Consider the following 15,002-nt stretch of genomic DNA (forward strand, 5'->3'; position numbering starts at 1 on the left):
TACTGCTGCGCTGCGGTTGCGCCGTGCCTATTTGCCCGCCGCCTCGCGCGGCGCGCCCGCGGTGGACCGGATATAGGCGATCAGCGCGTTGACCTCGTCCTCGGTGAGCGGCATCTTCGGCATGATCGGCGCGAAGCCCTTGACCACACGCTGCTGCGGCTCACGGATTTCGGTACGCAGATAGTCGTCGTCGACCTTGGCGCTGCTGCCGTCGGTGAAGGTCGTCGTATGCCCGTACAGGCCTTTCCAGGTCGGCCCGACGCTCGGCGAGCCATCGATGCTGTGGCAGGCGACGCAGCCCTTGCTCTGCGCCAGCGTCCGGCCCTGTTCGGCGAGATCGGCGGCGGCGGGGCCGGGTCCGCGTGTGCCGATCGGCTGCGCCGGCACCGTGGCGGCGGCGGCGGGCTGCCCCGCGCGCATCGCGACGAAGGTCTGCTGCTTCTGCAGCCAGGCGGTAAAGGCGGCCGGCTCGTCGACCACCACCTTGCCGCGCATGTTGTGATGGCCGACCCCGCACAGCTGCGCGCACAGCACGTCGAAGGTACCGGCCCGCGTCGGCGTGAACCAGAACGAGGTCACCATGCCGGGCACCATGTTCATGCGGGCGCGGAACTCCGGCACGTAGAAGTCGTGCAGCACGTCCTTCGAGCGCGCCAGGATCTTGATGGGCCGCCCCAGCGGCAGATGAAGTTCCGGGCCGGCGACGATGATGTCGTCCTGTCCGTTCGGATCGTCGGGATTCAGTCCGAGCGGATTGCCGGGGCCGACGAAGCGGGGATCGGTGGTGCCGAATTGCCCGCCCGCGCCCGGGAAGCGGAAGCCCCACGACCACTGCTGTCCGACCACCTCGACCAGCATCGCGTCGCGCGGCGGACGCACATAGTCCGCATAGACGAACAGGCCCGGCGCCAGCAGCGCCATGATGCCCAGCGTGGTGCCGCCGATCAGCCAGAGTTCGAGCTTGTGATTGACCGGCTGGTAGGCCGCGCGGCTGCCGTCGCGATGGCGATAACGCCAGACCATGTAGCCGACGAACAGGATGATGCCGATGAAGAAGGCGCCGGTGATGACGATCGTGATGGTCAGCGTGTCGTCCATCTGCTTCCAGTTGGACGCGAGCGGCGTCGCCCACCACGGGCTCAGGAAGTGGAAGAGCACCGAAGCGACAACCATGACCACGAGTGCGATGGCGAGCGCCATATCGACCCCTCCTTCTGTGCCGCCGGCACGAGGGCTGCCCAAGTCACGCAGGTAGGATAAGACTAGTGCATCCGATCAGCCCGATTCAAGGCGGGGCGACGCGCAGGCCGTGCCGCATCGCACAAGCCACGCGCATTTCGATCCAGCGACGACGCACCGGCACCGGCACGCCCAAAAAAAAGCGGCGGCCGGAGGCAAACCCCGACCGCCGCGCATGCGCCGTCGCGCCTCAGTGCGTGACGTCCTTGCTTTCCAGCTTCCAGTACGCCGCTGCCACACACATGCCGAACACGATGTTGCCAAACAGGGTGTGCCAGCCCCGCGCATCCGCAAACCACGGGAAAAAGCGCGTCATGCCATGGAAGTTGATCAGGTAGATCACCAGGCCGAACACCGCGCCGACCAGCAGCGCCATGCCGAGGCTGGAATCGAGCTGGAACGGCGCCATGATCGCCGCCAGGATCATGCCGAGCACGGCGCCCAGCACGAAGTGGATCACCAGTGCGGCCGTGACCGTCGCCAGGCTGAACATGCCGCTCTGCAGCACGTCGGGACCCATGACGATGGCGGCGATCATCCGCGTGGTGGGCCACGGGTTGGTGTCCGCGATCATGGTCGACCAGAACAGCTCGAGCACCAGCAGCAACGCGCCGGCAGCCAGGCCGGACACCGCGGCCGCGCTCCAGTCGGGCACGCGGCGCACATAGTGGTGCGAATGCATGTGAAGTTCCATTGCCACCTCCGTACGCTGTGACGAGACCGGGTCTCGTTCATTTGCACAGCATAGGACACGCGGCCGCGATCGGCGCGAAGGCCTGCATGCCTCGGGTCAACCCCGAGCGGCAAAGACCTTGGATAGTGCGCCCCGCTGCCTATACTGCAGGCATAACAGCATTCCCCACAGAGAGAGAGGAAAGGAGACCGCCATGCCGACCCTGGACATGCACGACCTCGTGTTCCTGATTCCGATGGCGCTGGTTGGGATTATCGTGATGGGCATGGTGCCCGTTGCAGCGCGGCCACTGCAGATCAGTTGCCGCACGCTCGGCGCAATCGCCGGCGCGCTGCTGGGCCTGGCCGTGCTCGAGGCGATCCCGCTGCTGATCTGAACGGATCAGCTGGCCACGGGCTCCGAGCCGGTCCTCGACCGACTCGGCACTTGCCGGTGCGATTTGCATCGCGACCGGCGGGGAGGCTGACATGTCCCTGTTCTGGATCGCCACCCTGCTCGCTGCCGCGCTGGCGCTGACGGTCGGACGCGCGCTGTGGCGCAGCATGCGGCCCACGCGGATGCGCTGGCGCCATTGCCGGCGGATGCGGCGGCGCGCCATGCCGACGCCGCGCAACCGGCCGCACGCCGGCTCGCACGGGGTCCAGCAAAACCGCCTGCACCACGGCTAGCAAGGCTTCCTGCGACGCATCATTCCAAACGCGAAGGGAACGCTCGCGTCGCGTGCCGACGCCGTGCGTCAGATCTCGATCATCGCGAAATCGGCCTTCGCCACATCGCATTCCGGGCAGCGCCAATCTTCGGGAATCTCTTCCCAACGCGTGCCGGGCGCGATGCCGTCGTCCGGCCAGCCCTGCTCCTCGTCATAGACCCAACCGCAAATCAGGCACACCCAGGTCTTGTAGGCGACGGCTTCCTGCTGCAAAACTCACTCCTTTATTCAATCCGGAGCGAATCATACGCGTTTTTGCTGCGGCGCCACGATGAGCAGCCCGCGCGCGGTCCGGACGAATGCGGCTGCGCCCCCCGGCGTGCAGGGGCGTCGGGCTGGCATGCAGGTTGCAGCGGATCGGCGATCCCGCTTCCGATCCGAGCACCGCCGATGCCCGCCATTCCACGCGACGCACCCGGGGACCATAGCCTGGCCATGCTGGCCGACCCCTATCGCTTCATCGCCAAACGCTGCCGCGCGCTGCAATCCGACGTCTTCGAAACGCGCGTGCTGCTGCGCCGCACGCTGTGCATGACCGGGCCCGAGGCGGCCGCGCTGTTCTACGATCCGCAGCGGTTCCAGCGCGGCGGTGCCGCGCCCGAGCCGGTGCGCGCGACGCTGTTCGGCAAGGGCGGCGTGCAGACGCTCGACGGCGACGCGCACCGGATGCGCAAGGCGCTGTTCATGCATGCGACCGCGCCCGAGCGCATTGCGACGTTGTCCGACGCGGTCGCGCAGCAATGGCTGCTGTCCGCGCGGTCTTGGTCCGATGGCCAGCCGGTGGCGCTGTACGACGCGCTGCACCCGCTGCTGACCCGCGCCGTCTGCAGCTGGGCTGGCGTGCCGTTGCGCGAACACGAGGTCGAGCCCCGTTGCCGGCAACTGACTGCGATGTTCGACCAGGCGGCTGCGCCTGGACTGGGCCATTTCCGCTCGCGGCGCGCACGCGATCGCGTCGAGGCGTGGCTGTCGCGGCTGATCGATCAGGCACGGGCCGGGCAGTTCGAGATTCTCGAGCACACGCCGATGCATACGGTGGCGTGGCACCACGATGCGGATGGCCAGCTGCTGCCGCCGCGCATCGCCGCCGTGGAACTGGCGAATCTGCTGCGGCCGACCGTGGCGGTCTCCGTCTTCATCGTGTTCGTCGCGCACGCGCTTCACCTGCATCCGGCATGCCGCGAGCGCCTGCAGCAAGGCGATCCCGCTTATCTCGACGCCTTCGTGCAGGAAGTGCGGCGCTGGTATCCGTTCTTTCCGGCGGTGGTGGCGCGGGTGCGGGACGATTTCGAATGGAAAGGCTATCGCTTTGTGCGCGGCCGGCGAGTGATGCTGGACCTGTATGGCACCAACCACGATCCGCGCAGCTGGGACGACCCGGAGGCGTTCGCGCCCGAGCGCTTCCTGGCCCGCGCGCCGACGCCGTTCGACTTCATCCCGCAGGGCGGTGCGCAGGCCGCCGACCATCATCGCTGCCCGGGCGAGGGCGTCACCGTCGCGCTGATGAAGCAGGCGGTCCTGTTCCTGCTGCGCGGGCTGCGTTATACGGTGCCGGAGCAGGACCTGACGCTGGACTTCGGCAGGCTGCCGGCGCTGCCGCGCGATCGCATGGTGATTCGCGACGTGCGGCTGGTGCACCGGCGCGCCGGCGCCGCTACTGCCGGATCGTGAAGTCCACGCGGTTCGGCGAGCCCTTGTCCTTGATGCCGTCGGTATCGAGCTTGGGTGCGGTCAGGAACAGACGCGCCTCGGGTACCTTGCCCTCGCGCTCGAGCGCCTGCTTGACGGTCAGCGCGCGCCGCTCGGCCAGCTGCCGCAGGCCCGAGTCGGTGACCGGCGCGTTCTGCAGCAGCAGCGCTTCCATTTCCGCGGTCGGCAGCGACTTGGCCATGCCGATCAGGTTGCGCGGCTTCTTGATCGACGAGCGCCGGTAGACCGCTTCCAGGTACTTCGGGTACTCCTGCGGGCTGACGGTCACCTTGGCACCCTGCTCGCCGTCCTCGTCGTCGGCCGCGCGCTGCTCGCGCGCCGACTGCCGCAAGTCGCGCACCTTCTGCTCGGCCACCTGCTCGTCGAGCCAGGCTCGGCGCGCACCGGCGGCATCGGTGGCCGGATCGATGCGGCCGGTGATCTCCAGCCGCAGGCCGGGCCGATCGTTCAGCGCCTTGCCCAGCGTCTCGACCTTCTTGCGCCCGGCATCGGTCAGATTCGCCGAACCGGGGGCAAACTCGACATAGCCCAGTTCGTCGCCGCCGCCGAAGGCCGAGGCGATCAGCGAAAACGGCGAGGTGATGGCCTTGGTCAGCAGATTGATGATCACGCGCACGATGACGCCGCCGATGCTGAACTCGGGGTCCGACAGCGAGCCCGACACCGGCAGGTTGACGTCGATCACGCCATTGCGGTCCTTCAGCAGCGAGACCGCCAGCAGCACCGGCAGCTTGGTCGCGGTCGGGCTGTCGACCTTGTCGCCGAACGTCAGCTGGTCCAGGAACAGATGGTTGCTGGCGTTCAGCTGGCCGTTCTCGATCTTGTAGGCGACGTCGACCGTCATCTTGCCCTTGGTGATCGGATAGCCGGCGTACTTGGTCGCATACGGGGTCAGGCGAGTCAGCTCGACGCCGGCCGCCTTCGCGGCGATATCGAGGTAGAGCTGCTCGCCGAGCGGGTTCAGCTTGCCGCTGATCGTCACCGGGGCATCGTCGTCGAGCCGGCCCTCGAGCACCAGATCCGCCGGTGCCGGATCGCCGGTCGACACCTTCGAGATCGAGCCGTGCATGCCGGTCAGGTTGGCGGTGTAGTTCGGCTTGACGAAGAAGTCCGAGAAGTTGATGTTGCCCTTGTCGATCTTCACACCGCCGATGCGGATCTGCGGACCGGCCGCGGTGCCCTTGGTCGAAGGCGCCGCCGGCGCGGAGGCGCTGGCAGCGACCGTGGCCGAGGCGGACTGGGCCTGGGGCGCGCTGGCCGGTGCCGGCGCGGTGCTGGCCTGCGTCAGGCTGGTAGTCGGCGCCGGCTGGCCCTGCTGCGCGCCGCCGGACACCACGTCCTGCAGATTCAGCCGGCCGTTGGCGTTCAGGATCACGCGCGCATAGAAGTCGTTCAGCGCGATCTGGCCCAGCGCCAGCCGCAACGGCCCCTTGCTGTCGTCCATATGGAAGTCGATGCCGCTGAGCCCCAGCGAGCGCCAGCGGATGAAGTCCTCGCCATTGAGGCGGTCGACCGTACGCACATTGCTCAGCTGCGCGGCGCCGGCGAAGGTCGCGGCCACCGGCTTGCCGCTGGGCACGGCGACCGCGAGCTTGCCGTTGACGGTGGCATTGCCCGCGCGCAGCGCGGCGTTGAAGCGATCGGCGAGATAAGGCTGGAATGGCGCCAGATCCAGTTGCTTCGCATCGACGCGCATCTGCAGTGCCGGCAGCGTGGGCTGCACGGTACCGTCCAGCGACAGCACGCCGCGGCGGCCCGATTCGGCCTTGGCCTTCAGTGCGATCGGCGCGGCGGCCAGGGGCCAGCGGACGGCGCCGGTCTTGACGTCGATCCCGCGCAATTGGTGGACCACGGGGCGATTGCCGTTGGCAGCGGCCGGCTGGTAGTCGGTCAGGCGCAGCTTGCCGCCGTCGATGGCGATGCTGCCGACTTCGACCTGCCACGGTTTGGCGGGCGCAGCGGCGGCGTTCGTCCGCGCCGCCGCGGTCGAGGCCCGGGCGGCCTTCCCGCTCGCGGCCCGCGACTGCGCCACCCAGATGCGCGAGGCCTCGACCAGTTCGCCGCGATGATCGCGCACCGCGGCAAATTGCGGGTGGCTCAGGCCGATCTGTGCGATCTGCAGCGACTGCGCGGCCAGATCGAAGCGCAGGCCGTCCAGCGTCAGCTTGTCGGCGCTGACCAGCGGCAGCTTGTCGCCGACCAGATCGCCGCGCTGGCGGGCGCGTTGCTCGCCACGCCTGGCGGCGGCCTGGTCCGCCGGCGCAGCGGCAACGCGCGCGGCCGCGACCGGATCGCGCAGGGCCACATGGACGTTGCTCATCGCGACGCGCGAATTGTCCAGCGACAGCGCGAAGGCCGGCGCGGCCCACGACATCCGGTAGTTCAGTTCGGCATCGAGCGCGGACTGGCCCAGTTCGATGCGCAGCTCGCCCGGGAACCAGGCGGCGAAGGTCTGCGGCCGCAGTCCGTTGGCGCGCAGCGTGCCGGCCAGCGTGGCGTCCCGCAGCGACAATGTGCCCTGGTGCGCGATGGTCTGGCCGTCGGCGACCGCGAGCGTGGCGTCGAGCCTGGCCGGCTTGTCGCTGTCGCCGGACAGCCCATCGATCTGCACGTCGATCGGGCCGAGCGCCAGCGTGCCGGGGCCGGAGAACGCCGCCTCGTCGCGCAGTGCGACGCGGGCCTGCTTCAGCGCGACGCGATCGATCGTGTAGCGCCAGGGCTTGGCGTCGGCGGCGGGCCGCGCCGTCTGTGCCGTCTGCGCAGCGGCGGGTGCCGAAGCGGCCGGTGCGGAGGCGGAAGCCAGCGGGGCGGAGGCGGAAGCCGATGCGGTTGCCGGGGCCGGGGCCGATGCCGATGCCGATGCCGATGCCGATGCCGATGCCGATGCCGATGCCGATGCGGCTGCGGCGGGCGCAGCGGGTTTCGCCACTGCAGGGGCCGTCGCCGTTGCCCGCGGCAGGAAAGCCGTAGCGAGGTCCAGCGTGCCATCGGCGCGCCGCAGCGCGCGCACGTCCAACCCGTCCAGCGTCACGCCGCGCAGATGGATCAGATTGTCGGCCGGCGCCAGCCGCGCGATATCGACCGTCAGGTTGCCGGCCTGCAGCAGCGGCGTGCCGTCGCGCTTGCGCACATCGGCCTCGCGCAGCGAGGCGGTGCCGGAGACCTCGATCTGCTGCTGGTCCTGCTGCTGGCGAAAGCCCACGACCAGCCGCGTATCGAGCTTGCCGGCCTTGACCTCGGCGTCGGTCAGCCGCGGCGCGAACGGCATGAAGCGGACCAGATCGAGGCCATTCAGATCGAGGTTCAGCTTCGCTTCGCGCGCATCGGCGAACGGCAGCATGGTGCCGCTGACGGCCAGCGGCGAGCCGTTGATATGGGCGCTGATGGTGGGCTGCGTGACGATATTGACGTCGTGCGGCAGGTTCGACAGGAAGGGCAGCGTGACGGTCAGATGATCGACGCGCTGCGTTTCGCCGAGCATCTTGTCGTCGAAGCGCAGCGAACTTTCCGTCAGCGCGATGTTGTTGATCGAGAAGCGGGCCGGTTCGCCATCGTCCGGACCCTTGGGCCTGGCTTCCAGCCGGTCGCGGATATCGTCGAAACTGAGCCGGCCGTCCGCTTCACGGACGACATGGACGGCGAGCCGGTCGATATGGACCGCGTCGACCACCGGAGCGAGGCGCCACAGCGACGCGATCGACGCGTCGATGTCGGCCGACCCCAGCGTCAGCATCGGCGTGGTGCCGTCCGGCTCGAAGATCGTGACATCGCCGACCGTCGCGGCCAGCGAGAACGGCCGCACCTGGGCCGTGCCGATCGTCACCTTGCGTCCCAGCGCCTCGCTGGCCTGGCTCGCCGCCAGCGAGCGGATCAGCGGCGGTCCGCCGAAGTAGCCGGCCAGACCGAAAATCGCCACTGCCGCCGCAATGCCGCCCGCCACGCGCAGGCCGGTACGCCGGCGCGGCGTCGCCGTGGCGGCCTGCATCGAAATCTTGAATGCCATGTCGTCCCGAAGAATTTGACCCCCACAACCGCACGCGCCGGGCGGTTCCGCCTCGCCGTCATCGCGGCCTCGCGCCCTCCCGATACACGTCCTTGGCTCCAGTTGTGCTCTGGATCCCACTTTTTTGGGCATTATGGTAATGCTTCATGACAGTGTGCGGGGGATTATTGCGACCGGCGCGCCGGCGGCAGCGCGTCCGATCTGGTATCGTTTCGCCTTTGCGAAGCGTTCCGTCGCATGCCAAAGGCGCACCCGTCCTCTGGCCCTGCCTCTCTCCCGCGCTGTACCCGCCGGCCGTACCCTCACACTTACCCGTGTTAGCGCGCTTCGCATGCGATCTCTTCCATGCGAGTTTCCCCAATGTCCACCACCAGCAGTACTGTTGGCGCCGGCGGCGCGTCGCTCGAACGCGCCGCGCGCCCGCTGACCGGCCAGGATTACAAGACCCTGTCCCTCGCCGCCCTGGGCGGCGCCCTCGAGTTCTACGACTTCATCATCTTCGTCTTCTTCGCCACCGTGATCGGCCAGCTGTTCTTCCCGCCGTCGATCCCGGACTGGCTGCGGCAGCTGCAGACCTTCGGCATCTTCGCGGCCGGCTATCTGGCACGTCCGCTGGGCGGCATCATCATGGCCCACTTCGGCGACCTGCTCGGGCGCAAGAAGATGTTCACGCTGTCGATCCTGCTGATGTCGGTGCCGACGCTGCTGATGGGCCTGCTGCCGCCTATCATGCGATCGGCCTGCTGGCGCCCGTCGCGCTGCTGCTGCTGCGCGTGCTGCAGGGCGCGGCGGTCGGCGGCGAAGTCCCGGGCGCCTGGGTCTTCGTGTCCGAACACGTGCCGACCCGTCACGTCGGCTATGCCTGCGGCACGCTGACGGCGGGGCTGACCGCCGGCATCCTGCTCGGCTCTCTGGTGGCGACCGGCATCAACACGATCTTCACGCCGGAGCAGCTGACCGACTGGGGCTGGCGCGTGCCGTTCCTGCTCGGCGGCGTGTTCGGCATCGCGTCGATGTATCTGCGCCGCTGGCTGCATGAAACCCCGGTATTTGCCGAGCTGCAGCGCAAGAAGGCGCTGGCCGCGGAAATGCCGCTGAAGGCCGTGGTGCGCGACCATCGCGGCGCGGTGGCGGTGTCGATGCTGCTGACGTGGATGCTGTCGGCCGGCATCGTCGTCGTGATCCTGATGACGCCGACTTTCCTGCAGAAGCTCTACGGCTTCGACGCGCGCACGGCGCTGGTCGCCAACAGCGTGGCCACGCTGTGCCTGTCGATCGGCTGCGTGGTGGCCGGCGCGCTGGCCGACCGCATCGGCGCCCGCCGCACGCTGTTCTTCGGCGGCCTGTTCCTGGCGGTCAGCAGCTATCTGTTCTACACGGTGATCCATCAGCGCCCCGACCTGCTGCTGCCGCTCTATGCGATCGCAGGCTTCGCGGTGGGCACGATCGGCGCGGTGCCGTTCGTGCTGGTCAACGCCTTCCCCGCGCATGTCCGCTTCTCCGGGCTGTCGTTCTCGTACAACCTGTCGTACGCGATCTTCGGCGGGCTGACGCCGATGGCGGTGACGCTGATGCTGAAGAACGATCCGCTGGCCCCCGCGCACTATGTCGTCGCGCTGTGCGCGCTGGGCATGGTGACGGCGCTGTTCGCACGCAAGTCCGCCAGGCTGTAAGCGGAGCGGGCGGCCGGCCAGCGCGGGGCGGACCCTTAGCGCCGATGCTCGCGGAAGAACTCCCACATCAGCATGCTGGCCGCGGGGCCGGTATCGCTGTGGTAGCGATAGGCCGGATCGCCGCCGCTCCACGCGTGGCCGAGCCCGGCCACCTCGCATAGCTGCACCAGCTCCTGGCGCGCATGGCCGAAGCGGGACTCGAGATAGTGGCCGGCGGGCACGCGCGCGGCATCGCCTTCGTCATTGGCCCGCTCGTGCGGCACCGGCTCGCCGTTGCGGCGCTGGCTGTCGACGCGATCGGGCAAGCGGTTGTAGGCCAGGAATTGCCGCGCCAGCAGCCGTGCATTGACCGGATGCACGACCTCGTCGTCCATGCCATGCAGGATCAGCGCCGGCATCGGCTTGCCGGCCAGCGCGGCGCCCGCCGCATCGAGCAGGGTCGCCGGCTCGGCCCGCGAGCCGTGCTGCATCGCCCGCAACCCCGAGCGCGCCGAATCGGCGGCACCGACCACCACGCCGGAATGCAGGCCGACCGCGGCGACCTTGTCCGGATAGCGCAAGGCCACCACCGCCGCCATCGCGGCACCGGCGGACAGCCCGGCCAGATAGACCCGCTGCGGACAGACATCGCGCCGCAGCGCCAGCGCATCGATCAGCGCCGCGATCGCCTGCGCTTCGCGCGCGCCCTCGCTGGCGGCAAGGTCGAACCATTGCCAGCAGCGCTGCAATTGCCGGCGCAGCGGCTGTTCGGCATAGGCGACCAGGAACCCCTCGCGCTCGGCCAGCGCATTCATCCGCGTGCCGGCAGCGAAGTCTTCGGCCGTCTGCCGGCAACCATGCAGCATCACGACCAGCGGCAGCGGCCCCGCGTGCCGGCGCGACGGCTCGTAAAGCCAGTAGTTCATCTGCGAAACGAGTTCGCCCGGCATCGCCGGCAGCTTCAGGCGCCGCTGCGACCACTGGCCCGGCAGCGGCCCCGCGGGCAACGCCAGCGGCGGCGGCACGCGCATGCGCGCGGCCGGTGCCGCGGTGCCCGGCCCATGCAGCCGGTCGAACCAGCGGCCAAGGTGACGGGCCGACTGGCGGGGCAGCGTGCCGATCTGCCGCCATGGGCGCTGCCAATTTCCCATCAAGCTTCTTGCCATGCGCGTGTACGGAAGCGCGAGAACGCTCCGGTTCCATTTTTGCTGCGTTGCAGCATAGCACATGGCGTTGAACGCAATTCGCTTACCAATGTAGGACAGTGACTGACAGCACACCGGCAATCGGCTCGCTATGGTTTCGCCATGGCGAACGGGCAGCCCCGCCCCGCAGCCGCCATTCGAGGCGATTCTCGATACCGGTATCTTCATGCGGAACACGCTTTTGCTTTCGTTGCCCCACCCATGGCGCGCGGCCGCGCTGATCGCCTGCGCATCGTGGCCGGCCGTGGCCCAGCATGGCAACGCCGCCGCCTCGACCACCGCGGCGCCCAGCATGTCCGCACTGGCCCGGCTGCTGGTCGGCGTGGCAGACGGCCGGCCTACCGGCATGAACGGCGTCACCCGGCTGACCGGTTCCGGCGCCAATACCGATGTGGCGCTCGGCTCCGCCTGCCGCGAGCTGACGCGCTCCGGCCCGATCCTTCTCGATACCGCCACGCGCCTGGACGGCTGCCGCGGCGAGACCGGCAAGCGCGTCGTCTTCCATCTGAATCTGGTTCGCTTCGACGCGTCGCGCGAGGGCACCGCCGCCTTCATGGCCAGCGCGACGCCGGCACTGGTACGCGGCATCTGCCGCAATCCCGATGTCCCGGTGCTGGGCCGACTGGGCATCGCGCTGGTGTTTCGCTACACCGGCATCGGTGACCGTCCGGTCGGCGAAATCGCGATCGCACCGGGCCGCTGCGACCAGGAATGAGCGCGGCATCGGACTGCGGGCAACGCGTCCGATAGAACACCGTCCGCGTCGAACTGCGATAGTCGCGGCATGGCGCATTGGCTAGATTCCTCCGCTTCACCGTGTCCGTCCGGAGGTCGCTCGATGCCATCCCCCTTTGCCAATCGCGCGCCGTCCATCGCGGCGACGATGCGCCGGCCTGCCGATGCAGCGCTCTGAGCGCCGGCTGTACGGGCTGATGTCGTGCGGCTGCCTGCTGTGGGCGGCGCTGGTGGCAGCGGAGCTGGGCCGCACGCAGACGCCGCGCGACGATACCGCAGCCGTGCGCGAGCGGCTCGCCGACACGCTGACCGGCGCGGAACGCCGCTGGCTCGCCGCGCATCCGGTGGTGCGCTACAGCGCGTCGCCGATCGGTGGGCCGATGGCCTTCGTCGGTGCCGGCGGACATGCGGCCGGCATCGCGGTGCAGGCGCTGGAGCAGGTCGGCCGCATCACCGGCCTGCGTTTTCTGCCGGTCTGGCAGCAGGACCCGGCGGCCCGCGAAGCGGCGCTGCGCGACGGCACGGTGCTGCTGGTGCCCGCGGTGCCGGCGGACTGGTCCGCACCGCCGTCCGCACTGCCGTCCCCGCCTCCCGATGCCGCCGCGATGCGCGAACCCGGACGGCGCGCGCACCGGCTGCAGCCCTCGCTGCCCTATCTGATCACGCCATGGGTCATCACCACGCACGCCACCAACCGCAAGATCCGCGACGCGACCGCGCTGGCCGGCATGCGCATCGCCGTGCGCCGCGGCAGCCCCGGCCTGGCGGCGCGCCTTGCGCAGGTCCCCAACGCCACCATCATCCACACCAGTTCCACCAGCGAGGCCTACCGCATGGTCGCGCACGGCCAGGCCGACGCCGCGGTCGATACGCTGACCTGCGCCCACTACATGGTCCGATACGCCTTCGCGCCATGGCTGCGCGTGGCCGCCCCGCTGGGCCCGCAACCGGCGGCGATCGGCTTCGGCGTCTCGGCCGCCGCGCCGCAGCTGCGCATGATCCTGAACAAGGCGCTCGCCGCCATCCCGCCGACGCACTGGGACACGCTGCGGGCCGGCTGGGCGCCGTCGGCATCGATGCCGGCCACCGTGCCGGCACAGGTGTCCGCGCAGCAGCGGCAGCGGCCATGGCTGCTGACCGGCTCGCTCGGCACCATGCTGTGGATGACCGCAATGGGGGCATGCGCGGTCGCACTGCATCGCCACGGCCGGCGCATCGCCCGTGCCGCCACCACGCTGCACCGCCGCCTTGACGGCGGGCGCCCGGCCGGCCGCTCCGCGCCGGTACCGGACGTGGCGGCATCGTCCGGCGCGGACCGCCTGGGCTTCCTGGCCACGATCTGCCATGAGATCCGTACCCCGATGCACGCGGTGATCGGCATCCTCGACCTGCTGAAGCACAAGGCCGCGATCCATGGCGAGGCCCGCCACTACATCGACACGGCGCACGACTGCGCCAGGTCGCTGGTCGCGCTGGTCGGCGACCTGCTCGACATGGCCAGGCTGGAGGCGGGACGGATGGAAATCCGGCCGGAGCCGGTGCAGCTCGATACGCTGTTGCGGCAATGGGTCCAGGCGTTCCGTCCGCTGGCATCGTCGCGCGGCCTGCGCATCCGCCTGCAGCTGGACGCGCTGCGGGCCCGGCGCCACCGCGCCGATCCGCAGCGGCTGCGGCAGGTCGTCGGCAATCTGCTCAGCAATGCGATCAAGTTCGGCGGCCATGGCGACATCACCGTCAAGCTCGAGAGCGCGGGCGAGCACGTCGATCGCGAAACCGTGCGGATCATGGTGCGCGACCGTGGTCCGGGCATCGCCGCGGAGCAGATGCCGCGGCTGTTCGAACCGTTCTACCGGGCCGCGGAAGCAGGCGGACCCGGCGGCACCGGCCTGGGCCTGTCGATCTCGCGGCAGCTCGCCCGGCAGATGGGGGGCGAGCTCGAACTGATCAGCCGGCCGGGCCACGGCACCACCGCGCTGCTGACACTGACGCTGGCCGCGGAATCGTGCAGCGCACGCGCGCCGCACGGCAACCGTCATCCGGTCCCTTGCGGCGAGCCCGCCATCGCGCCGCTGGGCAAGCGCTATTGCGCGCTGATCGTCGATGACCATCCGGCCGGCAGGATGCTGCTGGCCCGCCAGCTGCGGCATCTGGGCGTGGAAGCCGTCGCTGCCGGCAACGCGCACGAGGCGCTGGTGCGGTTCGCCTCGCCGGACGCCGCATTCGATCTGGTGATCCTCGACTGCAATATGCCGGGCATGGACGGCTTCACGCTCGCGCGCAGGCTGCGCGTCCAGGAGCGCGCCCTGGCGCGACGGCGCGTGCCCGTGTTCGGCTACAGCGCCGACGCGCGGCCGCATAACCGTCAGCAGGCACTGGCGGCCGGCATGGACGATTGCCTGTTCAAGCCGATCGATCTCGACACGCTCGGCCGCGCCCTGCAACAGTGGCTGGCCGATCCGCCGGACGGGCAGCGCGTGCCGGCGCCGTTCGCCGCGGCCACCCCCGCATCGGCCTCCGATGCCGCGATACGGGCGGCCTTGCTGGCCGGCAACACCGCGGACCTGGCTGCGCTGCGCGTGGCCGTCGCGCGTGCAGACTGGCAGGCGGCCCACGCGGTCGCGCACCGTATCAAGGGCGCCGCCCGGCTGGTATCGGCCGATGCCGTCGCGCAAGCCTGCGAGGCCCTGGAAGCGGCCTGCGGCGACGGCGATGCGGCTGGCGTCGCGGCTGCGATGACGCAGCTGGTGCCGGCGCTGGCGCGGTGGGCCAGGACGCTGTCGCGCTGAGGCGTGCGCGACGACGCGATCCGCCGCGCCTGGCCTGGCCGCAGCATGCGCTCGAGTCCGGCGTTTTGAGATTGGTCTTATCCTTTCGCGCTGCCTTCCCCGCTAATCTGGCGGGGCATTGCAGCGCTTTCGGCCATTTCCCGTTTTTGGTCTGGAGGCGGGCATGCGCGCTGTCGCTGTATCGGGCCGAGGCATCGTCCTGTCCGTAGCCCCAACGTGTCACCGGTTACCCGATACCGATTCGACGCGCCTTGCGCCGCACGGCATTT

Annotated in this window: 10 protein-coding genes and 1 pseudogene; 6 read left to right on the top strand and 5 right to left on the bottom strand. The window is 69.7% G+C overall.

All coding sequences use genetic code 11. The annotated features are described in order from the left end of the window. Positions 1-27: 27 nt before the first annotated feature. Both F7Q96_RS16140 and F7Q96_RS16145 read right to left on the bottom strand, forming a co-directional pair. A complete protein-coding gene (locus F7Q96_RS16140; RefSeq protein WP_151022966.1) occupies positions 28-1,200 on the bottom strand; it encodes a c-type cytochrome in 1,173 nt (390 codons plus the stop codon). A 229-nt stretch (positions 1,201-1,429) separates the two neighbouring features. After that, complete coding sequence (locus F7Q96_RS16145; RefSeq protein WP_053823408.1) at positions 1,430-1,933, bottom strand: hypothetical protein; 504 nt, start codon at positions 1,931-1,933, stop codon at positions 1,430-1,432. A 193-nt stretch (positions 1,934-2,126) separates the two neighbouring features. On the opposite strand from F7Q96_RS16145, the gene F7Q96_RS16150 reads away from it, so the two are divergent. Together F7Q96_RS16150 and F7Q96_RS16155 are read left to right on the top strand one after the other, a co-directional pair. Further along, complete coding sequence (locus F7Q96_RS16150) at positions 2,127-2,309, top strand: hypothetical protein (protein WP_006578697.1); 183 nt, start codon at positions 2,127-2,129, stop codon at positions 2,307-2,309. Between the two features lie 91 nt (positions 2,310-2,400). Further along, positions 2,401-2,601, top strand: coding sequence for a hypothetical protein (locus F7Q96_RS16155; protein WP_053823407.1), 201 nt, complete (start codon positions 2,401-2,403; stop codon positions 2,599-2,601). Between the two features lie 68 nt (positions 2,602-2,669). Here the strand turns inward: F7Q96_RS16155 and F7Q96_RS16160 are convergent, their stop codons facing one another. Continuing rightward, a complete protein-coding gene (locus F7Q96_RS16160; RefSeq protein ID WP_023264193.1) occupies positions 2,670-2,855 on the bottom strand; it encodes a rubredoxin in 186 nt (61 codons plus the stop codon). A gap of 177 nt (positions 2,856-3,032) precedes the next feature. Between F7Q96_RS16160 and F7Q96_RS16165 the strand changes: the two genes are divergently transcribed. Further along, positions 3,033-4,313, top strand: a complete 1,281-nt coding sequence (locus tag F7Q96_RS16165) for a cytochrome P450 (protein ID WP_053823406.1) — start codon at positions 3,033-3,035, stop codon at positions 4,311-4,313. On the opposite strand, the gene F7Q96_RS16170 is transcribed toward F7Q96_RS16165, so the two are convergent. Further along, the gene (locus tag F7Q96_RS16170; protein WP_151022969.1) at positions 4,297-8,355 is read right to left on the bottom strand and encodes a DUF748 domain-containing protein; all 4,059 of its coding nucleotides are present in this window, start codon (positions 8,353-8,355) and stop codon (positions 4,297-4,299) included. The genes F7Q96_RS16165 and F7Q96_RS16170 overlap by 17 nt on opposite strands. A 360-nt stretch (positions 8,356-8,715) precedes the next feature. On the opposite strand from F7Q96_RS16170, the pseudogene F7Q96_RS16175 reads away from it, so the two are divergent. Then, positions 8,716-10,028: pseudogene (locus F7Q96_RS16175) on the top strand (MFS transporter). 35 nt (positions 10,029-10,063) lie between these two features. Here F7Q96_RS16175 and F7Q96_RS16180 read toward each other — a convergent pair. Then, positions 10,064-11,158, bottom strand: a complete 1,095-nt coding sequence (locus tag F7Q96_RS16180) for an extracellular catalytic domain type 1 short-chain-length polyhydroxyalkanoate depolymerase (RefSeq protein ID WP_226995013.1) — start codon at positions 11,156-11,158, stop codon at positions 10,064-10,066. 235 nt (positions 11,159-11,393) lie between these two features. Here F7Q96_RS16180 and F7Q96_RS16185 point away from each other — a divergent pair, with 235 nt between their 5' ends. Beyond that, on the top strand, positions 11,394-11,927 hold the full coding sequence (locus F7Q96_RS16185; RefSeq protein ID WP_244959212.1) for a hypothetical protein: 534 nt from the start codon (positions 11,394-11,396) through the stop codon (positions 11,925-11,927). Positions 11,928-12,111: 184 nt separating this feature from the next. After that, positions 12,112-14,733 (top strand): ATP-binding protein, encoded by a 2,622-nt coding sequence (locus F7Q96_RS16190; protein WP_151022971.1) that lies wholly within the window; start codon positions 12,112-12,114, stop codon positions 14,731-14,733. Positions 14,734-15,002: the final 269 nt, after the last annotated feature.

This window comes from Cupriavidus gilardii, assembly GCF_008801915.1.
Taxonomy (GTDB): domain Bacteria; phylum Pseudomonadota; class Gammaproteobacteria; order Burkholderiales; family Burkholderiaceae; genus Cupriavidus; species Cupriavidus gilardii.